This window comes from Microvirga aerilata, assembly GCF_016743775.1.
In the GTDB taxonomy this organism is placed as follows: domain Bacteria; phylum Pseudomonadota; class Alphaproteobacteria; order Rhizobiales; family Beijerinckiaceae; genus Microvirga; species Microvirga aerilata.
Genome location: NZ_JAEQMY010000030.1, coordinates 1 through 24,511, shown reverse-complemented (window position 1 = coordinate 24,511; position 24,511 = coordinate 1). Strand labels below are relative to the sequence as shown.

Annotated in this window: 23 protein-coding genes; 14 read left to right on the top strand and 9 right to left on the bottom strand. The window is 64.3% G+C overall.

Going from position 1 to position 24,511, the window contains the following annotated elements; genetic code table 11:
• Nucleotides 1-28 precede the first annotated feature (28 nt).
• On the top strand, nucleotides 29-1,168 hold the full coding sequence (locus JKG68_RS18285) for a PQQ-dependent sugar dehydrogenase (RefSeq protein ID WP_202062405.1): 1,140 nt from the start codon (nucleotides 29-31) through the stop codon (nucleotides 1,166-1,168).
• Between the two features lie 66 nt (nucleotides 1,169-1,234).
• Here the strand turns inward: JKG68_RS18285 and JKG68_RS18280 are convergent, their stop codons facing one another.
• The 3 genes from JKG68_RS18280 to JKG68_RS18270 all read right to left on the bottom strand — a co-directional run bounded on the left by JKG68_RS18280 (nucleotide 1,235) and on the right by JKG68_RS18270 (nucleotide 2,804).
• Entirely contained in the window at nucleotides 1,235-1,990 is a 756-nt protein-coding gene (locus JKG68_RS18280) for an NYN domain-containing protein (RefSeq protein WP_202062403.1), read from the bottom strand.
• A 142-nt stretch (nucleotides 1,991-2,132) separates the two neighbouring features.
• A complete protein-coding gene (locus JKG68_RS18275) occupies nucleotides 2,133-2,453 on the bottom strand; it encodes a YnfA family protein (protein ID WP_202062401.1) in 321 nt (106 codons plus the stop codon).
• Nucleotides 2,454-2,462: 9 nt separating this feature from the next.
• Nucleotides 2,463-2,804 carry a DMT family protein gene (locus JKG68_RS18270; RefSeq protein WP_202062399.1) on the bottom strand — a complete coding sequence of 114 codons (342 nt, stop codon included), beginning with the start codon at nucleotides 2,802-2,804 and terminating at the stop codon, nucleotides 2,463-2,465.
• A 365-nt stretch (nucleotides 2,805-3,169) separates the two neighbouring features.
• On the opposite strand from JKG68_RS18270, the gene JKG68_RS18265 reads away from it, so the two are divergent.
• The gene (locus tag JKG68_RS18265) at nucleotides 3,170-3,715 is read left to right on the top strand and encodes a DUF1499 domain-containing protein (protein ID WP_246515578.1); all 546 of its coding nucleotides are present in this window, start codon (nucleotides 3,170-3,172) and stop codon (nucleotides 3,713-3,715) included.
• On the opposite strand, the gene JKG68_RS18260 is transcribed toward JKG68_RS18265, so the two are convergent.
• Both JKG68_RS18260 and JKG68_RS18255 read right to left on the bottom strand, forming a co-directional pair.
• Nucleotides 3,712-4,497 (bottom strand): C13 family peptidase, encoded by a 786-nt coding sequence (locus JKG68_RS18260; protein WP_312890861.1) that lies wholly within the window; start codon nucleotides 4,495-4,497, stop codon nucleotides 3,712-3,714. The two genes, JKG68_RS18265 and JKG68_RS18260, sit on opposite strands and share 4 nt — an antisense overlap.
• 12 nt (nucleotides 4,498-4,509) lie before the next feature.
• A complete protein-coding gene (locus tag JKG68_RS18255; protein WP_202062397.1) occupies nucleotides 4,510-4,764 on the bottom strand; it encodes an SWEET family sugar transporter in 255 nt (84 codons plus the stop codon).
• A 216-nt stretch (nucleotides 4,765-4,980) separates the two neighbouring features.
• Between JKG68_RS18255 and JKG68_RS18250 the strand changes: the two genes are divergently transcribed.
• On the top strand, nucleotides 4,981-5,370 hold the full coding sequence (locus JKG68_RS18250; RefSeq protein WP_202062395.1) for a DUF3775 domain-containing protein: 390 nt from the start codon (nucleotides 4,981-4,983) through the stop codon (nucleotides 5,368-5,370).
• Nucleotides 5,371-5,440: 70 nt separating this feature from the next.
• Here JKG68_RS18250 and JKG68_RS18245 read toward each other — a convergent pair whose 3' ends face one another.
• The gene (locus JKG68_RS18245) at nucleotides 5,441-6,220 is read right to left on the bottom strand and encodes a DUF4394 domain-containing protein (protein ID WP_202062393.1); all 780 of its coding nucleotides are present in this window, start codon (nucleotides 6,218-6,220) and stop codon (nucleotides 5,441-5,443) included.
• 161 nt (nucleotides 6,221-6,381) lie between these two features.
• On the opposite strand from JKG68_RS18245, the gene JKG68_RS18240 reads away from it, so the two are divergent.
• The 5 genes from JKG68_RS18240 to JKG68_RS18220 all read left to right on the top strand — a co-directional run bounded on the left by JKG68_RS18240 (nucleotide 6,382) and on the right by JKG68_RS18220 (nucleotide 12,555).
• The gene (locus JKG68_RS18240; protein ID WP_312890860.1) at nucleotides 6,382-6,948 is read left to right on the top strand and encodes a sigma-70 family RNA polymerase sigma factor; all 567 of its coding nucleotides are present in this window, start codon (nucleotides 6,382-6,384) and stop codon (nucleotides 6,946-6,948) included.
• Nucleotides 6,945-7,679 carry an anti-sigma factor gene (locus JKG68_RS18235; RefSeq protein ID WP_202062391.1) on the top strand — a complete coding sequence of 245 codons (735 nt, stop codon included), beginning with the start codon at nucleotides 6,945-6,947 and terminating at the stop codon, nucleotides 7,677-7,679. Before JKG68_RS18240 ends, JKG68_RS18235 begins: the two co-directional genes overlap by 4 nt.
• Nucleotides 7,680-7,741: 62 nt before the next feature.
• Nucleotides 7,742-7,972, top strand: coding sequence for a hypothetical protein (locus tag JKG68_RS18230; protein WP_202062389.1), 231 nt, complete (start codon nucleotides 7,742-7,744; stop codon nucleotides 7,970-7,972).
• Between the two features lie 139 nt (nucleotides 7,973-8,111).
• On the top strand, nucleotides 8,112-8,681 hold the full coding sequence (locus JKG68_RS18225; RefSeq protein ID WP_202062387.1) for a fasciclin domain-containing protein: 570 nt from the start codon (nucleotides 8,112-8,114) through the stop codon (nucleotides 8,679-8,681).
• 187 nt (nucleotides 8,682-8,868) lie between these two features.
• Nucleotides 8,869-12,555, top strand: coding sequence for a class I SAM-dependent DNA methyltransferase (locus JKG68_RS18220; protein ID WP_202062386.1), 3,687 nt, complete (start codon nucleotides 8,869-8,871; stop codon nucleotides 12,553-12,555).
• Nucleotides 12,556-12,659: 104 nt separating this feature from the next.
• Here the strand turns inward: JKG68_RS18220 and JKG68_RS18215 are convergent, their stop codons facing one another.
• Nucleotides 12,660-14,837 carry an esterase-like activity of phytase family protein gene (locus tag JKG68_RS18215; RefSeq protein ID WP_202062383.1) on the bottom strand — a complete coding sequence of 726 codons (2,178 nt, stop codon included), beginning with the start codon at nucleotides 14,835-14,837 and terminating at the stop codon, nucleotides 12,660-12,662.
• Nucleotides 14,838-15,053: 216 nt separating this feature from the next.
• Here JKG68_RS18215 and JKG68_RS18210 point away from each other — a divergent pair, with 216 nt between their 5' ends.
• From JKG68_RS18210 to JKG68_RS18200, 3 genes are all read left to right on the top strand, one after another.
• A complete protein-coding gene (locus JKG68_RS18210) occupies nucleotides 15,054-16,109 on the top strand; it encodes a DUF808 domain-containing protein (protein ID WP_202062381.1) in 1,056 nt (351 codons plus the stop codon).
• Between the two features lie 49 nt (nucleotides 16,110-16,158).
• Complete coding sequence (uvrB, locus tag JKG68_RS18205; protein ID WP_202062379.1) at nucleotides 16,159-18,867, top strand: excinuclease ABC subunit UvrB; 2,709 nt, start codon at nucleotides 16,159-16,161, stop codon at nucleotides 18,865-18,867.
• Nucleotides 18,868-19,049: 182 nt separating this feature from the next.
• The gene (locus JKG68_RS18200) at nucleotides 19,050-19,841 is read left to right on the top strand and encodes a M10 family metallopeptidase C-terminal domain-containing protein (protein WP_202062377.1); all 792 of its coding nucleotides are present in this window, start codon (nucleotides 19,050-19,052) and stop codon (nucleotides 19,839-19,841) included.
• Between the two features lie 30 nt (nucleotides 19,842-19,871).
• On the opposite strand, the gene JKG68_RS18195 is transcribed toward JKG68_RS18200, so the two are convergent.
• Entirely contained in the window at nucleotides 19,872-20,636 is a 765-nt protein-coding gene (locus JKG68_RS18195; RefSeq protein ID WP_202062375.1) for a ZIP family metal transporter, read from the bottom strand.
• 264 nt (nucleotides 20,637-20,900) lie between these two features.
• On the opposite strand from JKG68_RS18195, the gene JKG68_RS18190 reads away from it, so the two are divergent.
• The 3 genes from JKG68_RS18190 to JKG68_RS18180 all read left to right on the top strand — a co-directional run bounded on the left by JKG68_RS18190 (nucleotide 20,901) and on the right by JKG68_RS18180 (nucleotide 22,807).
• Nucleotides 20,901-21,830 (top strand): DMT family transporter, encoded by a 930-nt coding sequence (locus JKG68_RS18190; protein WP_246515575.1) that lies wholly within the window; start codon nucleotides 20,901-20,903, stop codon nucleotides 21,828-21,830.
• Between the two features lie 66 nt (nucleotides 21,831-21,896).
• Nucleotides 21,897-22,262: an ArsR/SmtB family transcription factor gene (locus tag JKG68_RS18185; protein ID WP_202062373.1), complete on the top strand. Its 366-nt coding sequence runs from the start codon at nucleotides 21,897-21,899 to the stop codon at nucleotides 22,260-22,262.
• Complete coding sequence (locus JKG68_RS18180) at nucleotides 22,259-22,807, top strand: SRPBCC family protein (RefSeq protein ID WP_202062371.1); 549 nt, start codon at nucleotides 22,259-22,261, stop codon at nucleotides 22,805-22,807. The genes JKG68_RS18185 and JKG68_RS18180 overlap by 4 nt, the downstream gene beginning before the upstream one ends.
• Before the next feature lie 473 nt (nucleotides 22,808-23,280).
• On the opposite strand, the gene JKG68_RS18175 is transcribed toward JKG68_RS18180, so the two are convergent.
• Nucleotides 23,281-24,511, bottom strand: a 1,231-nt coding sequence (locus JKG68_RS18175; RefSeq protein WP_210346377.1) for a DUF8370 family protein, incomplete at its 5' end; no start/stop codon positions are given.

The following is a 24,511-nucleotide window of genomic DNA, read 5'->3' as shown; positions in this document are numbered from 1 at the left end:
GGCATCGGATCGACGGAGAGACCTGACCATGCTGAGCCCCCGTATTGCCCTGGCCTGCGCCCTTGCTCTCGGCGCCGTCCCCTCCGCCCTGGCCCAGGACACGCAGCGTTTTCGCACCGACAAGGTGGAGGTGATCGTCGAGACGGTCGCCCGCGATCTTCAGAACCCCTGGGGCCTCGCCTTTCTTCCCGACAACCGCCTGCTCGTGACGGAACGACCCGGCCGCCTGCGCATCGTGGACCCGGAGGGCAACCTCTCCGCACCGATCGGCGGCCTGCCCCGGATCGCGGCCCGCGGCCAGGGCGGGCTTCTGGACGTTGCCCTCGATCCGCGCTTTGCGCAGAACCGGCTCGTCTACCTGAGCTTTGCCGAGGACCGGGGCGAAGGCCGCGCCGGCACCAGCGTGGCGCGCGGGCGCCTCAGCGATAACGGAACGGCGCTGGAAGCCCTTCAGGTCATCTTCCGGCAGGAACCGGCCTATACGGGCCCCAACCATTGGGGCTCCCGCCTCGTCTTCGACCGCGACGGCAATCTCTTCGTGACGACGGGCGACCGCTTCGACCTGCGCAACCAGGCCCAGAACCCGGCCAACCACATCGGCAAGATCATCCACATCAAGCCAGACGGCTCCGCCGCCCCCGGCAACCCGTTCCTCAACCGCGAGGATGCCCGCCCGGAGATCTGGTCGCTCGGTCACCGCAACCTGCAATCGGCCGCCCTCAATCCGGCGACCGGCGAACTCTGGACCGTGGAGCACGGCGCCCGCGGCGGCGACGAGGTCAACATCCCGCAGAAGGGCAAGAACTACGGCTGGCCCATCATCTCCTACGGGGTCGATTATTCCGGCGCGAAGATCGGCGAAGGCACCAGGAAGGCGGGCCTGGAGCAGCCGGTCTATTACTGGGACCCCTCCATCGCGCCCTCCGGCATGGCCTTCTACACGGGCGACAAGTTCCCGGCCTGGCGCGGCAGCATCCTGGTCGGCGCGCTCGCCGGCAAGCTCGTCTCGCGGCTCGAGACCAACGGCAACCGGGTGACCGGCGAAGAGCGCATGCTGCAGCAGCTCGGCGAGCGCATCCGCGACGTGCGCCAGGGGCCGGACGGCTTCGTCTACCTGCTCACCGACTCCCGCAACGGCCGCATCCTGCGCATGAAGCCCGCGACCTGATCTGGTTCTTCCGAGCCTCTAACCCAATGCTCTTGAACATAACGAGATAAACGCCGTCCGAGCGGACTATCGCTTGGATGACTTCTTCTTTGATCCGTGGGGTTCTTGAGGTTTCAAGCGCACTCGCAATCCACCCGCATCGGGTTGGATAAGATCGAAAGCCCCCGTCTTCCGCACCAACTCACTAAGCTTTGGGTATCCATAAGTACGCGGGTCAAAGTCTGTAGCAATACTGAGCAGTCGCTGGCCCAGAGTTCCGAGCTTCACCCAGCCCTCCTCGCTCTCCACTTGTGACAGAGCCGTCCGAAGAAGCGGGATTGCAGCACTGGGCGGCTGCAGCGGCTCCGCAGCCTTAGTCCCCAGGGAAGGAACTTCTGGCAGAAGCAGGTTCTCAGTATAGATGAAACGGCGGCATGCCTGTCGGAAACTCTCCGGGGTCTTCTGCTCGCCAAAGCCATACACATCCGTTCCCTGCTCTCGGATGCGCGACGCGAGACGGGTGAAGTCGCTGTCTGACGAAACAAGGCAAAATCCATCGAACCGCCCAGTGTGCAGGAGGTCCATGGCATCGATCACCAAGGCGATGTCAGATGCGTTTTTGCCCGTGGTGTTGGCAAACTGCTGCTGCGGGATGATTGCATGCTGGGCTAGAATATCGGCCCAGGGCTTCAGGCGAAGGCTTGAGAAGTCGCCGTATATACGGCGCACACTTGCTTCCCCGATTTTCGCGATTTCCTCGAAGAGCTTTCTTGCGATCTTGGCTGAAGCATTGTCAGCGTCGATCAGGACGGCAAGGCGGGCCACATGAGTATCCGATGCCATGAAGCTTCCGAAAGGGTCAGAGTTTATCGGTAATGAAGCTAGGCTGATCAGAGGCGAATGTCACTTACCGAGACTGGAAAGCGCCTCTGACGGACTCTAGGCATGCTCGTCCTGCCGATGAGGCCCGCCACCTGAGATGTTCTCAGGCTCTCGGCCCGAACAGGATGAGGGCCGCGCCCGCAAGGCAGACGGCGCCGCCCGCAATGTCCCACCGGTCCGGCCGCGCGCCCTCCGCGATCCAGAGCCACAGGATCGATGCGACGATGTAGACGCCCCCGTAGGCCGCATAGGCGCGCCCGGCGGCATCGCTGGGAACGAGCGTCAGCAGAGAGGCGAACAGCGCGAGCGAGCCCATGCCGGGCACGATCCACCACGGCGTTTTGTCGAGGCGCAGCCAGGCCCAGAAGGCAAAGCAGCCTGCGATCTCGGCCAGCGCCGCACCGGCATAAACCAGAAGCGTCATGGCAGCCGGTCAGCGCGCCTGGAAGATGAAGGCGGCGCCGGCAGCGATCAGCCCGAAGCCGACGAGATGGTTCCAGCCGAGGGGCTCCTTGAGGTAGAGCACCGAGAAGCCGGCGAAGACCACGAGAGTGATGACCTCCTGCATGGTCTTGAGCTCGGCCGCCGAATAGACCGCGGAGCCGATCCGGTTGGCCGGCACCGCGAACCAGTACTCGACGAAGGCGATGGCCCAGCTGGCCATGACGGCGATCCAAAGGGGCGAGGCTTTGAACTTCAGATGCCCGTACCACGCGAAGGTCATGAAGACGTTCGAGGCGATCAGCAGCAGGATGGGCGCGGTGTGGGGGCTCATGAAAGGTCCGGGAGAGGTGGGGAAGAGAGGTGGGATATCGGCGCGCATTGCCCTATTCTTCTGCGGCGTGGTGTCAAGCAGTCGGATGGAGGCGATGACGCGATCGGGACGATCCCTGCCCGGATGGTTGCCGTTCGCGGGAGGACGCATCAGCGGAGGGATGCCATGGGCGCCCGCGCCGGGTCGTGGATCCCCTTCCCGGCCTACGGCCGCCGGGGATGACAGCAGCCCCCTCCAGTGTCATTCCCGGCCGGAAGCGGCAGAGCCGCTGGAGGGGAAGGGAACCCACTCACACGGGGACCGCCATGGACCCCCACCCCGGTCCTGCGGACCGCCGGGGACGGCGGTGAACATCGAACCGGGTCATGACCTATGAAAGCGAACGGAATATGCGGAACAGGGCTGTTGCAATCGGGCTTTTGAGCGTCGGGCTCGGATATGGCTTGTGGCGCGGCTGGGAGATCGGCCTCGAACGCACATGGCAGACCGTCTTCGGCTCACCGGATCTGGGGCCGGTGGACTTCACCACGCTCGAGCGCCGCACCACACCGAACGACGCCCTGGTCTGCCCGCGCGCGTTCTGCCCGCGGGCATCGCCCGATCTCGAACCGCCGGACTTCCCCGTGCCGGCTTCCCGGCTTCGCGCCCTCGTGTCCCAGGTAGCCCTGTCGGAGCCCGGCACCACCCTCCTCGACACGGGCCCGGAGCAGGACCGGTTTCTCGTGCGCACCCGGCTGATGCGCTACCCCGATACGGTGGTCGCGCAGGTGATCGAGCGGGACGGGAACCGCTCGACCCTGGCCCTTTACTCCCGCAGCCAGATCGGGAGCTCGGATTTCGGGGTGAACAAGCGGCGGCTCACCCGCTGGGTCGAGGGGATCGAGGCGCTTGCGGCAAGGGAGCCGTCCTAGCGGGCGCCGAGACGCTCGAGCACCTGCGCGCCGCCGGCGATCTGCGGATTGGACGGATCGAAGCCCTCGCGCTGCTCCCGCTGCGTCACGAGAATTTTGGCCCTCTCGAAAGCCGCATCGAGACGGCGCTCGCCGCGCAGGGCCTTGTTGAAGAAGGCATCGCCGAAATAGGTCCAGGTTGCCCCGTCCTGGCAGCCGAAGGACGGCTTGTCGGCAGCGGCGGCCGTGATGACGAGCGTGCGCCGATCGGCAAGCTCACGGGCGAAAACGCCCGAATAGCAGGCGGACACGATCACGACCCGGTGCTGGGCCCTGGTTTGGTCGAGCAGCCTTCCGACATCCCCCGGCGTGACGAGGCGGGTGTCGCGCCCGGCCACGAGGCCGATGCCCTCCGGCGCTCCATGGGAGGTGAGGACGAGCACCACGATGTCCTCCGCCGGATCGAGGGTCCGGCCCGCGGCCTCGGCGGCGGCCAGCAGGGTTTGCGGCGTTGCACCGGCCCGGCGCTTGGTGTTGAAGCGCACGATGGAGCGGCCCTTCGCGCCGAGCTGCGCCTCCAGAATGCGGGCCGCCCCCTTGGCCTCGCTCTCGAACACGCTTTGCGGGCCCCAGAGGCCGAAGGACAGGATGTAGACGTCCGTCTGCCCCGGACGCTGCGGCGCCAGCCTGAACGGGTCGGCCCTGCGGGCCGCCTGCCCGAAGGCCTCGGGGGAGGAGCCGAGGGCCAAGAAGAGCCCGACCAGGCAAAAGGCGATCAACCGGCGCATAGCGAATTCCCCCACGTCGAAACAATCCTAGCCGTAGCGCACCTTCAACGCCAGGATCAGCGCCACCAGCACGAAGTTGGCGCCATTGGCGAAGATGATCGGCGGGCTGTCGACCAGGATGCCGTAGACGAGCCACAGGCCGACGCCGAGGGTCAAAGCGCCCTGGGTGACCAGGGAAAGGGACCTGGTGTCCTTGGTGCGGATGGTTTTGAAGGCCTGCGGCAGCCAGCAGACGGTGGTGAGAATGGCGGCCGCGAAGCCGAGAAGTTCTGTGCCGGACATGATCGAATCGCGCTTGGAGACCGGCGTATCTCTATCACACCCGTGGCCCTTCGCCCGTTGGAATTGCCGGGGCGCTTCGATGCCGCGGGCCTGGCGCCCGTCGCCCGCCTCCGTCGCCGAAGCTTTGCCGGGGCTGAACCGAATGCCGTCTTCCGGGTTTCCCTGTCAGCAAGTGAACAAGACATCGTCCCAAGCGGACTTCTCACGAGGGTTTCTATGGACATCGCGCTCGACAAGGTTTGCGAACTCATTATCCGGGCCAGGGCCATCGACGTGAAGGAAGGCATCACCGATCCGGCCTCGGGCTCGAACCCCACCGACGACGGCAGCATCGACGCGCTGACCGCCTCGCCGGACGACGCGACCGAGGAAGAGGTGCGGGACGTGATCGCGGGCCTGAACGACGACGAGCGCGCCGACCTGATCGCCCTGGTCTATATCGGCCGCGGCGACATGGAGCCCGAGGAATGGGGCGCCGCCGTGCGCCTGGCCCGGGAGCGCGAGGATGCCAGCTCGATCTCCACCGCCGACTGGCTCATCGGCATCCCGAACCTGGCCGACCTGCTGGACGAAGGCCTCAACGCCATGGGACGCAGCTGCGTCTGACGCGACAACGGCGAGCCAGGGTGACTGGCGCGCCGCTTGACCACAGGATCCTCGATCACATGGCCCTCGATCACATGGCTTTGGGCATCGCCGCGATGTCGCGCACCGTTCCGTCGACGCCCGCGATCATGCCCACTTCCGAGGCTTTCCCGGTCGTGAGATCGACCTTGTAGAGGGTCTTGCCGCTCATCAGCCAACCTTCGCTCGCCGTCTCGTTTGTCACGATGTCGAAGGCCGCATTGCCGGCTTCCATGCCCATCATGCCGACGGAGTTCAGCACGCCGTCGTTGGGCGGCGCCTGCTTGACCAGCGCGCCGCTCGCGTCGATGTCGTAGAGCGTCGTTTCCTTGGCGCCCTTCATGGAATTGGTGTAGGCGCCCGCCACGATCTTGGGGGCCTTGCCCTTGTGCATGTCGGCATCGGCGAACTTCAGGCTGCCGTCCTTGGTGACCTTGCCGTCGTCCACATTCGCCCGAAGATTCATGCCGTCCGACCCGATGATCCGCAGCCGGTCCGCGACCGGGTTGAAATCGACGGTGGCCATGGTGCCGGGCGCCAGCATCGTGTCGAGCTTCGACTTCATGGTGGCCTTGCCGGAGGCCGGATCGATGGTGACGACCGTGCCGTCGGCCACGACGCCGTAGAGCATCCCGTCCGCCGGGCGGACATCGATGCCGACGAGCGCGCCGGAGAGACCGGACACCTTCATGGCCTTGCCTGCCTTCTTGCCCGCCACATCGACGATGGCGATGGTATCGTCCCCGACGAGGGCGGCGACGCTCTGCGCCTGAGCGGCTGCCATCGAGAGGGTCGATCCGACGAGGGCTGCGGCCAATGTGGTGAATTTCATGAAGGGTCCTCCGGCTGATAGCTCCGGTCGTGAGTGACCGGCTGTTGCGCTTACCCGCCGGAATCCTCTATGGATGCAGGGGAGCCTTAAGTTTTTATTCGGTTCTGCATCCAAGAGCCTGCTTCGGGTGTATTGTTGCACGTTGGAGACGGAGATCGCGCGTGAAGGCATTGCCCGGGGAGGTCATCCCCTCGGCCTTCGACCTGAACCACGCCCTTCGCGGATGCGCGCGGGGCGATCGTCTTGCCTTGCGTGCCATCTATGACAGCGAAGCGCCCCGGATGATCGGCGTCGCCATGCGGCTCCTGCGCAGGCGGGCTCTCGCCGAGGAAGCCGTGCACGACACCTTCCTGCAGCTGTGGAAAAAGGCCGACAGCTTCGACCCCGCCCGGGGCGATGCCCGCTCCTGGCTTTATGCCATCCTGCGCAACCGCGCCCTCAACATCCTGCGCGGCGAGACCCGAACCGACCTCGTCGAGGATTTCGAGCCCATGGGGCTCGTGAGCGAAGAAGAGAACGCCGAGGCCGTGATGATGCGCCTGTCGGATACGGGCAGCCTCAAGCGCTGTCTCGAGCGCCTGGAGCCGGCCCGGCGCCAGGCCATCACCCTCGCTTACATCCACGGCCTCAGCCACGGCGAGCTCGCCGGACGCCTCGGCGTGCCGCTCGGCACGATCAAGTCGTGGATTCGCCGCTCCCTGATCTCCTTGCGGGAGTGCATGGCATGACCCGCGACGATCAGGATCGTCTGGCCGCCGAGCATGTTCTCGGCCTGCTCGAAGGCGAGGAACGCGGGCAGGCGGAACGCCTGCTGGCATCGGACGGGGCTTTCCAGGCCCTGGTCGAGCAATGGCGCAGCCGCTTTTCCGAGTGGGACAACACGGCAGACGACGCGCCTGCGGGGGATGCCCTGTGGCAGCGCATCGAATCCGGTCTCGAGGCCCAGCCCGCGCGAGCCGAGGTTCGCCCTGCGACGCCGGCCCGGCAGGGTGCATCGCCCGGCCTGCTCCAGGGGCTCTGGGACAGCCTGTCATTCTGGCGCACGGTCGGCATGGCGGGCGCCGTTGCGGCGCTGCTGCTGGCGGCGGGCTTGGGCTTCTTCGCCATGAAGGCATCCCGCCAGCCGGTGCTGGTGGCGGTGCTCATGAGCGAGGCCAACCAGCCCGGCGCTGTGCTGCGCACATTCGCCGACGGCCGCGCCGAGCTCACGCCGCTCGGCGACATGCAGATCCCGCACAACCATTCCATCCAGGTCTGGACCTTCCCGGACCCGGCAGGCGCGCCCGTCTCGGTCGGCGTGGTCCAGACGGCCAGGACGGTTCTCCTGAACCTCCAGAACCTGCCGCAGCCGCACTCCGATCAACTCTTTGCGATATCGGTCGAGCCGCTCACCGGCTCGCCGACGGGACAGCCCACGGGGCCGGTCGTCATGAAGGGAACGGCATCGACGGCACTGTGACGTTGCCCTATTTGCGACACGGATTACTCCAATAGTGCTCACTACTCCCAAAGGAGGTCGCCATGGCTCCGCGCAAGCCCCTCGAGAACCCCGACAACGACATACAGAGCGAAATCCTGCAGGCCGTTCACGATGCGCTCAACGACATGACTCCCCTGAACGAGCCGGCCGAGGACCAGCCCGTCCCGGCTGCGCGGCAGGCCTCGCCTCATGCCCTGAAGGCGGAGGACGTCGAGGTGGAAGTCGATCGGATCGAAGCCTATCTGCGGGGCCCGACGGCTTTCACGGCCTGACGCTTTTCAAAAAAATCTCTTTTGTGCTCCCTGCCCTGCATCCAAACGCTTTTATGCAGGGTACCCGCCCTGAAGGTTGAGCCTTCGGTCTCCGGCAATAAGCCGGGATCCCATGCAAACCAATTCAGGGACCAGATCCATGAAAATCCGCATTGCCTGCATGACCGCCGCTCTCGCCCTGGCAGCACCGGCTCTCGTGATGTCTCTGCCTGTCACGGCCCAGGAGAAGACCACGACCGTTGGCGGCGCGCCGATGTATCCGTCCAAGAACATCGTTGAGAATGCCGTCAACTCGAAGGATCACACGACACTGGTTGCCGCCGTGAAGGCCGCAGGCCTCGTCGAGACCCTGCAGGGCAACGGGCCGTTCACCGTGTTCGCCCCCACCAACGCAGCCTTCACCAAGCTGCCCGCCGGCACGGTCGATACCCTGCTGAAGCCCGAGAACAAGTCCCAGCTCACCGGCGTGCTCACCTATCACGTAGTGGCCGGCAAGATGACCGCGCAGGATCTCGTGGCGAAGGTGAAGGAAGGCGGCGGCAAGGCCACCCTGAAGACCGTGCAGGGCGCAACCCTCACCGTCATGCCCTCGGGCAACACGCTCACCATCACCGACCAGAAGGGCGGCAAGTCCACCGTCTCCATCGCCGACGTGATGCAGTCGAACGGCGTCATCCACGTGGTCGACACCGTGCTGCTTCCGGGCTGATCGGTTATTCTGCAGGGCGGGGCGAAAGCTCCGCCCGTTTCTCAGACATATCCACTCAGCGGGCGCATGAGAGGCCTAGCTACGATCATCTCTACACGCATAAGTAATATTTCTATAAAATTCTATTATAAGTTTATACACCTTCGCAACATAGGGTTGACGCAAACAAACAACCTTGCGTTGCGTCATGCACCCTGCTACCCACTCGGATGCCACTATCGCCTCGTTCATCGCCCGCTGGACAGCCCGCGAGGGCGGCGCGGAGCGCGCCAATTACCAGATGTTCCTGTCGGAGCTCTGCGATGTCATCGGGGTGCCGCGTCCTGAACCCTCCGGCCAGGAGCGCGAGCTGAACGACTACGTGTTCGAGCGCGCCGTGCGCCCACGGGACAGCGATGCCGCGACAGCGCCCAAGCGCATCGATCTCTACAAGAAGAACGCCTTCATCCTGGAGGCCAAGCAGTCCCGCCTGCCGGGCAAGACGAAAGCCATTCCGGGCCAGCTCCCGATGCTGGCCGACGAGCCCGCCGATCTGGGCCGGCGCAACATTGCGCGCGGCTGGGACGTGATGATGAAGAATGCGCGCCAGCAGGCGGAGTCTTACGTGTTCCTGCTCGATGCGGATCATCCCGCGCCGCCCTTCATCATCGTGTGCGATGTGGGCCACTGCCTCGAACTCTATGCGGACTTCACCGGCACGGGCCGCGCCTACAGCCATTTTCCGGACCGCAACGGCTTTCGCATCTACATGGAGGATCTGCGGAAGGATGAAACGCGCACGCTCCTGGAGTGTGTATGGAAAGAGCCGCACGCGCTCGACCCGTCCAAGGAGGCCGCCCGCGTCACGCGGGACATCGCCAAGCGCCTTGCGCAGGTGAGCAAGGCGCTGGAGGAGCGCGGATGCAATGCGGAGGACGTGGCGCATTTCCTCATGCGCTGCCTGTTCACCATGTTCGCGGAGGATGTGGAGCTTCTGCCGCCCGATAGCTTCAAGGCGCTGCTGCAGAAGAGCGTGGACGATCCGGCGCATTTTCCGCACCGGCTGAAGGCGCTCTGGCAGCAGATGGAGAAGGGCGACGAGTTCAGCCATGTGGTCGAAACGCGCGTGCGCCACTTCAACGGCGGGCTGTTCAAGGACACCACCGTGTTCGATCTCGGGCGCGAGGAGATCGGCGAGTTGTTGGCGGCGGCAAAGCACACCTGGACCGAGGTCGATCCCGCCATCTTCGGCACGCTGTTGGAACAGGCGCTCGACAAGGCGGAACGCCGAAAACTTGGCGCCCATTACACGCCCCGCGCCTATGTGCAGCGCCTCGTGGAGGCGACCGTCATGGAGCCCTTGCGCGAGGACTGGCAGAACGCCCTGCGCAAGGCCGAGCACGCCAAGGAGACCGGCGACGAGAAAGCGGCGATCGCTACCGTGCGCGCGTTCCATCGCCAGCTCTGCGCCACCCGCGTGCTCGACCCCGCCTGCGGCACCGGCAACTTCCTCTACGTGTCGCTGGAGCTGATGAAGAAGCTAGAGGGCGAGGTGCTGGAAACGCTGGCGCAGCTGGGCGAGCCCGAGAGCATGGGCCTCGACCGCGAAACCGTCGACCCGCACGGATTCCTCGGCCTGGAGCTCAACCCGCGCGCTGCGGCTATCGCCGAACTCGTGGTGTGGATCGGATACCTGCAGCAGCACTACCGCAACCGCACGGGCCATCCCTCCGAGCCGATCCTGCGTGCTTTCCAGAACATCAACTTCGGCAAACGACAGGGCTACGATGCCGTGCTCACCTGGGACGGCTATCCGGTGCCGCAAGTGGTGGAGAAGGACGGCAGGCGCATCGAGACCTATCCGAACGCACGCAGGCCGGATTGGCCGGAAGCGGAGTTCATCGTCGGCAATCCGCCTTTTCTTGGGAAAGGTGCGGCGATGCGCGGGCCGTTAGGCGATGGCTATGTCGAGGCTCTTTGGAAGGCACACGGTTGGGTCGATCAGAGCACTGACTTTGTCATGTACTGGTGGGATAAAGCGGCTCAGTTGCTAATTGCTAAAGAAAGCAACCTTCGCAGGTTTGGACTAGTGACTACCAACTCAATCACAGGAGTATTCAACCGGCGAACCATAGATCGCTATCTAAAAGCTCAAAGTCCGATCAGCATTGTTTATGCAGTTCCAGATCATCCTTGGACGAAAGCCAGTGCAGACTCCGCTTCCGTGCGCATTGCGATGACTGTAGCAGAGATCGGCTCCCACGACGGCAAATTGCAAACAGTCAGATCAGAGATTGGTGTTGAAACCGATGAGCCAAAAATCTCGTTCACAAATCTAGTAGGGAGCATACACGCTGATGTTACGATCGGAGCGAATGTCTCAGCAGCGAACTCGCTAATGTCCAACGAAGGTGTTGCTTGCAATGGCATGATGCTAGCTGGCCAAGGCTTCGTGATAGACAGGAACGCAGCCGAATATTTGTGCCTTGGCAGCCGAAGTGCGCACAGAATCGTCAAACCTTTTCTCAATGGCGGGGAACTCGTACGCCATAATAGAGAGCGCTATGTTATTGATGCTTTTGGTCTCACACAAGATGAGCTAATGCGCGATTATCCTCGTATTTACCACCATCTTTTGACTAGCGTAAAACCTGAGCGGGACACTAACCGCAGGAAGGCTTTTCGGGAGCGCTGGTGGATATTTGGCGAGCCAAGAAGAACGTTTCGTCCTGCTCTCAACGACTTACGTCAATATATTGGTACGACAGAAACTTCTAAGCATCGCATATTCCAATTTATAGACGCCTCATGTGTTCCGGACCATATGATCATTGCTATCGCTTCAGACGATGCATTCATGCTCGGAGTACTTTCATCGCGTCAACATATCGTTTGGGCAACACGCGCGGGTGGATGGCTGGGTGTCGGCAACGATCCCCGCTACTCCAAATCCCGCTGCTTCGACCCCTTTCCCTTCCCCAATCCCCCTGAGTCCCTGAAAGCCGAAATCCGCGCCGTGGCGGAGGATCTCGATGCCTTCCGCAAGGCCCGTCAAGCCGAGCACCCCAAGCTCACCCTGACGCAGATGTACAACGTGCTGGAGAAGCTGAAGGCGATGGAGGCGGCTTATCGACCCTCCGATGTCATTCCCGGCCGGAGCGCAGCGGAGGGGAAGGGAATCCATGGCGCGGAGCCTGATCGTGGATCCCCTTCCCGCGCTTTGCGCGCCGGGGATGACAGGGTGGTCCTCCCCTCTGGGTCATTCCCGGAGCGACGGGCCGCGGACAGGAAGAGGATCGATGGCACCATGGGTGGGGACGGATCCCCTTCCCGGCCCCACGGGCCGCCAGGGATGACACCTGGGGCAGGCCTCTCCCTCACCCCCGACGAGGAGCGCATCAAGGACGAGGGCCTGATCCTCATTATGAAGGAGCTGCATGAGCGGCTCGACCGGCTCGTGTTCCAGGCCTATGGCTGGCCGGACGATCTCACCGACGAGCAGATCCTGGAGCGGCTTGTGGCGCTCAACGCCGAGCGGGCGAAGGAGGAGGCGGCGGGCCTCGTGCGCTGGCTCAGACCCGACTACCAGATCCCGCGCTTTGCGAAGGGCGGGGCTGCGGCCAGGACCGGGGAGCTGAATCTGGCTGAGAACGTGGTTGCCATCGACAGGTCCCTGCCCGATTTTCCGAAGGACCGGCTCGAGGACTCACTTGCCGTGGAGCATGCCCTCCTCGTCGCCGGCCGGCCCATGGATGCTGCCGCCCTGGCGCGGGGCTTCAAGCGCGGCGGCAAGCGGATCGAGCCCCGCGTCGTGCAGGCGCTGACCAGCCTCGTGCGCTACGGCCGCATCACGGATCTCGGCGACGGGCGCTTTGCGGCCCGCCTCGCGGCGTGACGCGAAAGCCCGGCGTCATCCACGTGGTCGACACCGTGCTGCTGCCGGGCTGATCTTGATAGGAAAGGGCGGAGCCTGGGCTCCGCCCTTTTTCGCGCCGAAGGCTAGAGCTTTCCGAGCTTCAGGAACTGCGTCTCGCCGGAGGAGTCGTCGACGCCGTCGTTGTCGGTGACGATGTAGGCATCGCCCGCGGCGTCGACCGCAAAGCCCTCGACCTTGTCGAGCACGTAGCCCTTGGGGGCCTTCAGGTCGGGCGGGAGATCACGCACGAGCGTCTTCTGCACGAGGGGCAGCTCGCCACCGAGCTTGATGGGCTTCATGTCGGCCATGGAAACCGCATAAAGCTTCTTGATCTTCGCCTTCTCGGCGATCTGGTTGTCGCGCTCGATGATGATGACGCGATCGCCCACAGCCGTGATCTCGGAGAGACCGATCCAGCCGGCCTCCGCGCTGTCGAGCGGATAGCTCACGGCGCTCCAGCTCTTGTCCGACGGCTTGTAGGCAAGGAGCTTCACGGCGTTCTTGCCGTCATCGGCCCATTCGCGCTGAACGGCGAGCCACACGATCTCGTCGGCGCCGGAGCCCGTCACGGTCACGCCCTCGAAGCCATAGTTCTTCGCACCTTTTTCAAGATCCGCCGGCACCGCGATCTCCTCCTGGATCGCGCCTTTGGCATCGACGCGAACGAGCAGGTTCCTGAGGCCTTTCTCCGGGTTGCCCTCGGAGGCGAGCCAGAACCCGTCGCCGGCAACCGCGATGCCTTCGAGGTCGAGCTTTTCTGCCGCGGCGCCGTTGCGCGTCACCAGGGTTTCGCCTGTGATCGTCGCGGGCTTCTTCGACGCGTCGATGGTGAGGATGCGGGGTGCGCCGGCATAGACGCTGTCCGTGACCGCATGAAGCCTGCCGGCCTGCGCTTTGTCGGCGGCAAGGCCGGAGAGCGCGCCCCAGGCGATGGGCCGGCCGTCGGCGTTCTTCGCCGAGCGGATCGTCGGATAGGCCGGAGCGGCGCGCTCGGCACGCTGGTAGATCGTCACATGCGGGGCAGCGCCGCCATCGCCGTGAAGATCGGTCTCGCTGGTGGCCACGAACAGGTTGCGCTCCGGCAGGGCCAAAAGCCCCTCGGGCCCGATGCCCGCAGGCAGCACCTGCACGAGTTCGGGCGCAGCCCCCGTGTCGCGATACACGGCCACCACGGACGCCCGTTCGGAGCCGACGAAGATCAGGTTGTCGCCACCGAAGCGGCCCGTCTCCACACCCTCGATCTCGGCACCCTTCTTGTTGCGCTTGTCCGGGTAGTGGCCGAGAGCGACGATTTCGTGCTCCAGGCTCGCACCGGATTCGTACGCCACGCTGCCGTCCCGGTTGAAGATGGTGAAGCCGCGGGAGCCGCCTTTCCAGTCGCCCTCGTTAGCGGTGACGAACCGGTTTCCGTCGATCCAGTGCACCGCATCCGGCTCGCGCACGACCTTCTCCATCGCGCCGGACAGGTCGATCCTGCCGTCCTTTTTCGTGTCGATGCCCGTCAGGTCCGCGCTTCCGGCGGAGAAATGCGCCTCGACGGCGCCGGTCCGTCCGTCCACGATGGCGATGTGGTTGTTCTCCTGCAGCGTGACGACCACCTTGCCGTCGTTCGAGATGTCGACATATTCCGGCTCCGGATCGTCGCCGGCCACGGCCGCCAGGCCGGTGAGGCTCACGGTCTTGAGGCTGGCGCAGTCCAGCCCGTCGCCGAGGGGCGCAACCATCAGCGAACCGGCCGGCAGCTGCGGGAGCGCGCCGTCGTTCACGTCCTCGTCGCGCTCGTTCTCGATGGCGAGAGCCAGAACTCCGGCATTCGCCGCCACGGAGTCGGGCTGGCCCGGCAAGGCGCATTCGGCAACGATGGTTCGGCTGGCGAGATCGACCGTGACAAGCTTGCCGCTCGGCTTGGTGAAGCTCTCGGAGGTGTTGACGGCCACATAGGCCTTCTGGCCCGCGACCTTCACGGAGGTGGGCTCGCCGCCGATGGGCAGCATTCCTGCGGCCTTGGGCTGCGCCGGATCCGCGATGTCGATGAAGCCCAGCGCCTTGCGCGGACTGTCCGTGTAGACCAGCAGCTTGCCGTCCTGGCTGGCGGAGATGATCTCGGCCACCGTCTCGCCTTTCTGGTCCGCCCCGGACGAGAGGTTTGCCGTGATGGGGAAGCTTGCGATACGGTCGAAGTATTCCGCCGCGGACGCCGTGAGAGCAGTGCCGGACAGGAGGGCTGCGGCTAGAGAGCCGGCGATGAAGGAACGGTGCATGGTATCCCCGCGAAACTGTCAAGGTGAGCGGGATCGTCATGCGTCAGTCTCATGACGGCTGGATGACGGCGGCGGATCGGCCCCTCGGGGCTAGCGCATCCGAGCCGGACCGTCCTGCACCCAATCCACAGCTCAGGCGTTGTCGAAGCTGGGGAAGCCTTGCGGCTGCCTCTTAGAGCCCACAGATACGCTTGAACGATTCCAACAGGAGCCCCCATGAGCATCGGCTTGATCGCATTGCTGGACGATATCGCAGGCCTCGCCAAGGTCGCTGCGGCCTCGCTCGACGATGTGACCGCCCAGGCCATGAAGGCGGGCGCCAAGGCCGCCGGCGTGGTCATCGACGATGCCGCCGTGACGCCCCGCTACGTGGTGGGCTTTGCCGCGGCCCGCGAGCTGCCGATCGTCGGCAGGATCGCCTGGGGCTCGCTCAAGAACAAGCTCCTGTACCTGCTGCCGGCGGCGCTGATCCTGAGCCTCGTGGCGCCCTGGGCCATCACCCCGCTTCTCATGATCGGCGGCGCCTATCTCTGCTACGAGGGCTCGGAGAAGGTGTTCGAGGCCCTCTTCCCGCATCACGCCCACGAGCATGAGGCCGCTGTCGCTGCTGCGACGCAGACCGCCGAGAGCTTCGAGAACGAGAAGGTCAGCGGCGCGATCAAGACCGACTTCATCCTTTCGGCCGAGATCATGGCCATTACGCTCGCTACGGTGCCGACCGCCTCGTTCTGGACCCAGGCGCTCGTGCTTGCCGTGGTGGGCATCGCCATCACGGCCCTGGTCTATGGCGCCGTGGCCCTGATCGTGAAGGCGGACGATGCCGGCGTGGCGATGGCCACCAGCAACCGGCCGGTCTCCCGCCTGCTCCGGCGGGCACTGCCCGGTGCTCCTCCCTCGGGCGCCGACAGGGCTCTGGCCCCGGTCACAAGGACCTTTGGCCGCGGCCTCGTGAAGGGCATGCCGATCCTGCTCAAGCTCCTCAGCGTGGTCGGCACCGCCGCCATGATCTGGGTCGGCGGCGGCATCATCATCCACGGGCTGGCAGGCTACGGCTGGGCCGGCGTGGAGCACGTGATTCACGAGGCGGCGGTGGCGGTCGCGCAGGCGGTTCCGGCGCTTGCAGGCACCCTGGAATGGCTGGTCTCGGCTGCCGCCGCGGGCGTCTTCGGGCTCGTGCTGGGAGCCGTGCTGATCCCGCTCATCCACTATGGCGCCGTGCCCCTGCTGAAGGCCCTGCGCGGCGGCAAGAGGGCGGAAAAGCACACGGCCTGAGTCAGGTTCCGCTCTTCCATTCCCCGGCCGTTCGTACCATATTCGTTCTATGGCCAAATCACCCAAAAAGCCCAAGCTTTCCACCGGGAAAGCCACCAAGCCTGAGCTGAAGCCCCTGGCCCCTCACCTGGCCGATCTCCTCAGTCCCGCCGTCAACCGGGAGCGTGAGGCGGCGGAGGGCTTTGCCGAGCGGGCGCAGGAAACCTTCATCCACGGCGACATCACGGACGTGGACCCGGCGCTGGCGAAGAAGCTTGGCCTGAAGGGACCCGACGACGGTCCGGACGTGGCCGAGGAGCTGGGCGATCTCTCCTCCGGTTCGGGCTTTTCCGCCACTGTCGATGCGCTCTCGCGCCTTCTTACCGAGGGCGACCCGCGATTCAAGAACGGCACGCTCTGGGTGCCGCACCGCCCGCCCCGGCCCGAGAAGTCGGAAGGCGGCATTCCGTTCAAGATCAAGTCCGACTTCCAGCCCGCCGGCGACCAGCCGAACGCGATCCGCGAGCTGGTGGACGGCGTGCGCCGGCAGGAGCGCGACCAGGTGCTGCTGGGCGTCACGGGCTCGGGCAAAACCTTCACCATGGCCAAGGTGATCGAGGAGACGCAGCGCCCCGCCCTCATTCTGGCGCCGAACAAGACGCTCGCCGCCCAGCTCTACGGGGAGTTCAAGTCGTTCTTCCCCGACAACGCGGTGGAATATTTCGTCTCCTACTACGACTACTACCAGCCCGAGGCCTATGTGCCGCGCTCGGACACCTTCATCGAGAAGGAATCGTCCATCAACGAGCAGATCGACCGCATGCGCCACTCGGCGACGCGCGCGCTCTTGGAGCGCCACGACGTGATCATCGTGGCCTCCGTGTCGTGCATCTACGGTATCGGCTCGGTCGAAACCTATACGGCCATGACCTTCTCCGTGAAGGTGGGCGAGCGCATCGAGCAGCGCCAGCTCATCGCGGATCTCGTGGCCCTGCAGTACAAGCGCATCCAGAGCGATTTCGCCCGCGGCACCTTTCGCGTGCGCGGCGACGTGATCGAGCTGTTTCCGGCCCACTTGGAGGACCGCGCCTGGCGCATCGGCCTCTTCGGCGACGAGATCGAGAGCATCGTCGAGTTCGATCCGCTCACGGGCAAGAAGACCAACGACCTGCAATTCGTGAAGGTCTACGCCAACTCGCACTACGTGACGCCGCGCCCGACCCTGCAGCAGGCCGTGAAAGGCATTCAGGACGAGTTGCAGCAGCGCCTGCAGGAACTCGCCCGCATGGGCCGCCTGCTGGAAGCCCAGCGGCTCGAGCAGCGCACCCAGTTCGACCTCGAGATGATCGAGGCCACCGGCGTGTGCAACGGCATCGAGAACTATTCGCGCTATCTCACGGGCCGCAAGCCCGGCGAGCCGCCACCGACCCTGTTCGAGTACCTGCCCGACAACGCGCTGGTCTTCACCGACGAGAGCCACGTGACGGTGCCGCAGATCGGCGGCATGTATCGCGGCGACTTCCGGCGCAAGGCGACGCTCGCCGAATACGGCTTCCGCCTCCCCTCCTGCCTCGACAACCGCCCGCTTCGCTTCGAGGAATGGGACGCCATGCGGCCGCAATCGGTGCACGTGTCGGCAACGCCCGCCAAGTGGGAGATGGAGCAGACCGGCGGCGTGTTCGTCGAGCAGGTGATCCGCCCCACGGGCCTTGTCGATCCGGTGGTGGAGATCCGGCCCGCACGTTCGCAGGTCGATGACCTCGTGCACGAGGTGAAGGAGCTGGCGGCGAACGGCTACCGCACGCTGGTGACCACGCTCACCAAGCGCATGGCCGAGGACCTGACCGAATACATGCACGAGAACGGCATCCGCGTGCGCTACATGCACTCGGACATCGACACGCTGGAGCGCATCGAGATCATCCGGGACCTCAGGCTCGGCGCCTTCGACGTGCTGATCGGCATCAACCTTTTGCGCGAGGGTCTCGACATTCCCGAATGCGCGCTCGTCGCCATTCTCGATGCGGACAAGGAGGGCTTCCTGCGCTCCGAAACATCGCTGGTGCAGACCATCGGTCGCGCGGCCCGTAACGTGGAAGGCAAGGCGATCCTCTACGCCGACAAGATCACCGGCTCCATGGAGCGCGCAATCGCCGAGACCAACCGCCGCCGCGAGAAGCAGCTCGCCTACAACGCCGAGCACGGCATCACGCCGCAATCGGTGAAGAGGAACATCGCCGACATTCTGGACAGCGTCTACGAGCGCGACCACGTCTCCGTCGATACGGGAATGGCCGACCGCACCGTGGGCCACAACCTCAAGGCCGTCATCGCCGACATGGAAAAGCGCATGCGCGAGGCCGCCGCGAACCTGGAGTTCGAGGAGGCGGCCCGCCTGCGCGACGAGCTCAAGCGCCTGCAGGCCACGGAGCTTGCCATCAGCGACGACCCGATGGCGCGGCAATCCGACGTAGAGCGCGATGCGGGCAAGTACGGCGGCGCGCGCAAATACGGCCGCAGCGCCAACCTGCCCCCGAAGGGCCTCCCGCCCTCCGGCGAAGGCGCCACGGCGGGCGACGAGGATTCCGACTCCTACGGACCTCTCGGCAAGGGCCGCTCGGACGAGGGCACCCGGGTGCGCAAGCCCGGCCTCGACGAGATGGGCCCCGGCACGGACCGCGAGGTTCCCCTGAACTTCCGCGAAAGGCCGGCCGGGCGCTCGACGCAAGGGTTTGCCGGGCAGAAGCCGAAATACAAGGGCGGGCGAAAGGGGCGGTAGGCCGCCTTTTTACGCCGCTCACCGTCCAGATCATGCCCGGCCCGGTGCCGGGCATCTTTCGTTTCCGGCTCTTCACGGACCGGTCTGGCCAAGCTCCCTTGATTTAGGGAGTACCTTAGGGAAAGGGCCTGCGCTAAACACCCGCCACTTTCCCTGACCTTGCCACTCGATCGGACATTGCCTTGGCTGACCTTCGCGCATCCTACTCCTACCGCTTGGACACCTCGAACCTGCCGTTTCATGTGTCGGTGAACGAAACCACGTTCCTGTACAATCCGTGGTCCATCACGACGCTCGGCAAGAACTATGCCGTGCTGCACGGAAAAGGCATCAAGGGCGAGCCCTGGCAGCCCATCACGGCCGGCAAGATCACCGGCATCTCGATGTACAAGAACGACAACTTCTTCTGCTCGCTCTCAGGGGTATCGTTCTCGGCACCCGATTACTTTACCTGGAAAACCAAGAGCAACCGGGAGATCGGGGAAGATCTCCTGGCCGGAAGCGACTCGATCTCGGGCAGCCTGAAGGCCGACGTGCTCGACGGGTTCAGGGGCAACGACACGATCCGGGGCGACGCCGGATCCGACCGGCTGATCGGCAACGCCGGGAACGACACCCTGAGCGGCGAAGCCGGGCGCGATACTCTTACAGGCGGCAGCGGCCGCGACAAGTTCGTTTTCGACACGGAGCCGATGCTGTCGAGCCTCGATCGCGTGACCGACTTCACCCGAGGCGAAGACCGGTTCTATCTTTCCCGGTCGGTGTTCAAGGACATCGGCCTGAAGGGCGCGCTGGAGAAGGGCATCTTCCGGTCGGCCACCGCGGCCCAGGACAGCACGGACCGCATCCTCTACAACAAGAAGACCGGCGTTCTCTCGTTCGACCCGGACGGCAACGGCGCCCTTGGGCAGGTCGCCTTTGCGGCCGTGGACAAAGGCCTCGCTCTCGCGACGAAGGATTTCTACATCCTCTGACACCCTGGCCGGTCCACCGGCAGGATCTTCTCAAGCCCCCACCGCCCGCGAGAGCGCGAAGGCCGCGAGGAACCCCGCGACGGTGATGAGACCCGCATATTCATGCGCCGTCTCGAAGGCTTCGGGCACCATGGTGTCGGCCAGCATGGCGAGGATCGCGCCGGCCGCGACCGCCGTGACGAAGGCCACCGTGGCGGGGCTCGCCCCCGCGAAGGCGCTGTTGCCCACCAGCGCCGCGACCCCGGAGGCCGCCGCGATGCCGCCCCAGATGCCGAAGATGTAGGCCTTCGAGCGCCCGGCCCGGCGCATGCCGGCGGCGCTGGAGAGCCCTTCGGGCAGGTTGGAGAGAAACACCGCCGCCACCGTCACGAGGCCGACGCCCTCGCCGTCCAGGAGGCTCACGCCGATCACCATGGATTCGGGAATGCCGTCGAGGAGCGCGCCGAGGGCGATGGCGAGCCCGCTCCCCTCCTGGCTCGTGGGCTGCCGGGCATCGTCCGCCAGCCCCGAACGCTTGCGGTGCTGCGCGCCCCGGCGCGACACGGCGATGTTCGCGCCCGTATAGACCACCGCGCCGGCGAGAAACCCAAGGGAGGTGGCGGCGAGGCCGCCCGTGCGGTAGGCCTCGTCCATGAGGTCGAAGGACAGCGCGGAGATCAGCACCCCGCCCCCGAACGCCATCACGGCGGCGATCACCCGCTGCGGCAGGTTGGCGAAATACCCGATGGCCGCCCCCACCACGAGGGCCGACCCGCTGAGCAGGCCCCACAGGCCGGCCTGGATGACGAGAGGCATGAACGGTTCTCCGCGCGGAGGGGGAACGTGGCGCAGGGCGGCAGGTTCAAGGCCCCAGCGGAGGGCTGATCGCGCCTCGCATCGCCAGCTTGCGTGGGCATGCGGGCCTCAAGCCTGCCCGGGTCCCGGCCGCGCGAGGGCACCCGGCGCACCGGCCCGCCATGCACGGCGCGGCCCTGCACGGCGCGGCCGCCCAACCCGAGTAGCCACCCGTGCCGCGCCTCTCTAGGATGGCGGCGCATCGGGGCGGCGGGAGGAAGCGGGATGGGGCAGCGGCACAGGGCCGGCACGGGACAGATCGCGGCCTTTGCCCTCATGGCGCTGATCTGGGGCCTCACCTGGCTGCCGACGAAGCTCGGCTCCGAGGTGGTGCCGCCGATCTTCCTCGCCGCCGCGCGCTTCGTGCTCGCAGGCCTCGCCTATGGGGCCATCGCGCTCGTCCAAAGGGTGCCCCTGGGCATGGCGCAGCCGGGGCGCGTGCTCGTGGCCTCGCTCCTCATCAACACGGGCTGCTACAGCCTGCTGTTCTGGGGCGTCGCCCGCGCTCCGAGCGGCCTCTCGGCCATCGTGAACCTGGCGCTCATGCCGATCTGCATCATCCTCGTGGGCGCCCTCTACGGGCAGGAGCGCATCACGCGCCGCCGCATGGGGGCCATCGCGCTCGGCATCGGCGGCCTCGTGCTGCTCTTCTCCGGGCGCACGGCGTCGCCGCAGGAGGGCACGCAGGCGGTGCTGGGCCTCACGGCCGTTGCGGCCGCGACCTTGAGCTACGCCTGGGGCACCGTGGTGAGCCGCCCGCTCATGCAGGCCATGCACCCCCTCTCGCTCGCCTTCTGGGAAACGAGCCTGGGAGCGGCGGGCCTCGTGCTCGTGTCCCTTCTGGTGGAGGGCTACGACCCCGCCGCCCTCGCAAACCTCGCGGACGGGCGCGTGGTGTTGAGCCTCGGCATCCTCGTGCTCGGCGGGTCGCTTGCGGGCTTCACGATCTATCTCTGGCTGGTGCGGGACTGGGGCGCCTTCCGGGCCGGGCTTTATGCCTTCATCAGCCCCGTGGTGGCGGTGGCGGTGGGCGTGGCGCTCGCCGACGAGCCTTTCGGCTGGCCCGAGGCGCTCGGCATGGTGGTGATGTTCAGCGCCACGGCGCTGGCGCTCACGGAAGGCCGGATGCGGAAGGCCGCGGACGCGGCCGGCTGAAGCCAACCGTCCTGTCATTCAACCAATCGGTTGACTATCGGAAAGCCCGCGTCTATATTCAACCACATGGTTGAATTACATGCACCCCAGCTCGACACCGTCTTCCACGCCCTCGGCGATGCCACCCGCCGCCGGATGCTGCGCGACCTCAGCATGGGCGAACGCACGGTGAGCCAGCTCGCCGAACCCTTCGCGATCTCGTTGGCTGCCGCCTCGAAGCACATCAAGGTGCTGGAGAATGCCGGGATGATCCGGCGCGAGGTTCGCGGCCGCACTCATCTGTGCCGCCTCGACCCCGGCCCGCTCGCCGGCGCCCACGAATGGCTCAGCCACTACGAACGCTTCTGGACCGGCCGCCTGGACGCTCTCGAACGGCTCCTTCGCGAGGAGGATGCCCGCAACAGCCTCAACCCCGAAGGAGACACCCCATGACCAGCCTAGCGAACCCGAGCCCCACCGCCCCGGACGGCTTCGGCGTGCTGACCGAGCCCGACACCCTGGAGATCCGGCGCCTGCTGCCCGGCCCCGTGGAGCGGGTGTGGGATTATCTCACGCAAAGCGAGCTGCGCCGCCAGTGGCTGGCGGCCGGCGAGATGGCGCTTGCCGTGGGCGCGCCCTTCGAGTTCGTCTGGCGCAACGACGAGCTGACCGCCCCGTCCGGCACCCGCCCGGCCGGCTCCCCCGAGGAGCACCGGCTGGAGTGCCGCATCACCGAGCTCGACCCGCCGAAAAAACTCGCCATCACCTGGGGCTCCACCGGCGGCGTCACCTTTACGCTCGAGCCCATCGGCACCAAGGTGCTGCTCACCCTGGTCCACCGCCGCGTCCCCGACCGCTCGACCCTGCTCAGCGTCAGCGCCGGCTGGCACATGCACCTCGACGTCCTGGCCGCCCGCATGGAAGGCGACGAGCCGGAGCCCTTCTGGGACGGGATCGGCCGGTTGAAGGCGGTGTATGACGGGCGGATTCCGGTGTGATGGGATTTTAGCGAGGGGGCTCCGCCTGGTTTCGGCTGGGTGGGGCCTCGCCCACGAGCTAATGCGCTGACTAGGCCACAGAGCGAGCCTGAATAGTAGATAACGCGAAGCATAAGAAGGCTCTCCACGTGGGGAGAGCACGTAGTAGGTTTTGAGCTTGTTTCACAAATTTACGATACCTATTGTCGATGAATAGCTTCTAGAAGACTATCTCTCGATACCTTTTCTCAAGAAAAACAAAGATATCTTTTCTCTTCCCTGACCCTGCAGCACCCAACATATCTAATATATCATTGTCGTCCAAGACTAAAACAAATCCTCTATCGTCTCGTACAGCATCTTTGCTTCTTTCTAATATAGCTTTCTTATTTGTATTTGTCCGGCAACAAATTATACCTAAACGGCCTCGTGCCGGACTAAACCGTCCTGTCAATTGATCAAATTCTGGGTTCGCTAGATCCTCGCTGTAGTTTTTACATTCTACAATAATATATCTTGCTCGGGTTTGAGGCGAAGACTTTGGCATTTGCGAAGAACCCATTGTTCGACCAGTTAGTAAATGTAAGATCGATTCGTTTTCTGCCGCCATGAAGTCCTTCCTCAAGCACTGGGTACACCAATTCAGGGTAAAACAAGAAGGTAAGTATACCTGCTATTGCAGTGTGATACTCAGTCGCATGCTTGCTGCCGGATTTTATCGCCTTGAGTTTTTCGGACAACATACTAGCAAAATCAGTTTCACTATAATCTCTTTCCAGATCTTCGTTTTCAAGGGCCCCTCTGGCACCTTTAAGCTCTTTGTAGAACTCCAGAAGACGAGGGTTTTTCTGAGTCACCTCAGTTAGAAATTCTTTTGAGAACGGATGTTTCTGCTTGAGGTCCTTCTTGAACACCTTCCGACTTTTATTCTTCAATAACCGAACTAAACCTGAGTTTGACGCTAGATGCTCAGACTTTAGAAAGTTCAACACAGTTCCATTGTAATACTCCTGGCTGTTCAAAGATAATTTTAGCCTAACCAGAACTTTCGGAACGAGAATAACTGGAATCCCGGCTACGACCGGCAAATCTTGGTATTCCGACCTCCAATCCCTGGTATCAGGGTCCCATACTGGAGCAATTGGCACGTGTTTGGTGAGTGGAACATTGTGAAGATCACACTGTTCATGGGTATATTTAATCAACGGAGCGCGAATAAGGTTAGTTGTGAGATCCGAAATCTTGTCAGGACCAATACCGTCTATAAAAAGTTCAGCCTCTGCAAGGTCTGTAATCAGTCCAGTTTTAAATGCTTTACTCGCCTCTAGTGCTCGCAGTAGCTGATCCGCATCGAAGCGCCCCATACCGCGACCTTGAGGTTTGCCCTTTGACATTCCGAGGAAAGTTTCCTGCGGCTCTCCGAGATTACTTGTCAGAAATTTTGCGCGGACACGATCTTTCTTACGTAGAGAAGTAAGAACATCTTCGAAAAACGTTGTGATGTGATGCGCTAGTTCTGCAGATAGCTCATCATCCCGCATCTCAATAGCGTAAGGGTCTATAAATAGTCGCATATCCTGCGATGTATCTATATCTATAAAATCCAACTCTGCTTGTTTCTTTTTAAGCTTGAAGAAGGCAGAAAACCGGAACTGTCGGGAATTTCGTGTGGGGCCATTACGATGATCTGGAAGGAGACATCGCATGGCACGCCGCAAGGAACCC

Coding starts and splice junctions, on each gene's coding strand:
- JKG68_RS18285 (WP_202062405.1), top strand. CDS start 29: ATGCTGAGCCCCCGTATTGCCCTGGCCTGCGCCCTTGCTCTCGGCGCC.
- JKG68_RS18280 (WP_202062403.1), bottom strand. CDS start 1,990: ATGGCATCGGATACTCATGTGGCCCGCCTTGCCGTCCTGATCGACGCT.
- JKG68_RS18275 (WP_202062401.1), bottom strand. CDS start 2,453: ATGACGCTTCTGGTTTATGCCGGTGCGGCGCTGGCCGAGATCGCAGGC.
- JKG68_RS18270 (WP_202062399.1), bottom strand. CDS start 2,804: ATGAGCCCCCACACCGCGCCCATCCTGCTGCTGATCGCCTCGAACGTC.
- JKG68_RS18265 (WP_246515578.1), top strand. CDS start 3,170: ATGACCTATGAAAGCGAACGGAATATGCGGAACAGGGCTGTTGCAATC.
- JKG68_RS18255 (WP_202062397.1), bottom strand. CDS start 4,764: ATGTCCGGCACAGAACTTCTCGGCTTCGCGGCCGCCATTCTCACCACC.
- JKG68_RS18250 (WP_202062395.1), top strand. CDS start 4,981: ATGGACATCGCGCTCGACAAGGTTTGCGAACTCATTATCCGGGCCAGG.
- JKG68_RS18245 (WP_202062393.1), bottom strand. CDS start 6,220: ATGAAATTCACCACATTGGCCGCAGCCCTCGTCGGATCGACCCTCTCG.
- JKG68_RS18235 (WP_202062391.1), top strand. CDS start 6,945: ATGACCCGCGACGATCAGGATCGTCTGGCCGCCGAGCATGTTCTCGGC.
- JKG68_RS18230 (WP_202062389.1), top strand. CDS start 7,742: ATGGCTCCGCGCAAGCCCCTCGAGAACCCCGACAACGACATACAGAGC.
- JKG68_RS18225 (WP_202062387.1), top strand. CDS start 8,112: ATGAAAATCCGCATTGCCTGCATGACCGCCGCTCTCGCCCTGGCAGCA.
- JKG68_RS18220 (WP_202062386.1), top strand. CDS start 8,869: ATGCACCCTGCTACCCACTCGGATGCCACTATCGCCTCGTTCATCGCC.
- JKG68_RS18215 (WP_202062383.1), bottom strand. CDS start 14,837: ATGCACCGTTCCTTCATCGCCGGCTCTCTAGCCGCAGCCCTCCTGTCC.
- JKG68_RS18210 (WP_202062381.1), top strand. CDS start 15,054: ATGAGCATCGGCTTGATCGCATTGCTGGACGATATCGCAGGCCTCGCC.
- uvrB (WP_202062379.1), top strand. CDS start 16,159: ATGGCCAAATCACCCAAAAAGCCCAAGCTTTCCACCGGGAAAGCCACC.
- JKG68_RS18195 (WP_202062375.1), bottom strand. CDS start 20,636: ATGCCTCTCGTCATCCAGGCCGGCCTGTGGGGCCTGCTCAGCGGGTCG.
- JKG68_RS18190 (WP_246515575.1), top strand. CDS start 20,901: ATGGGGCAGCGGCACAGGGCCGGCACGGGACAGATCGCGGCCTTTGCC.
- JKG68_RS18185 (WP_202062373.1), top strand. CDS start 21,897: ATGGTTGAATTACATGCACCCCAGCTCGACACCGTCTTCCACGCCCTC.
- JKG68_RS18180 (WP_202062371.1), top strand. CDS start 22,259: ATGACCAGCCTAGCGAACCCGAGCCCCACCGCCCCGGACGGCTTCGGC.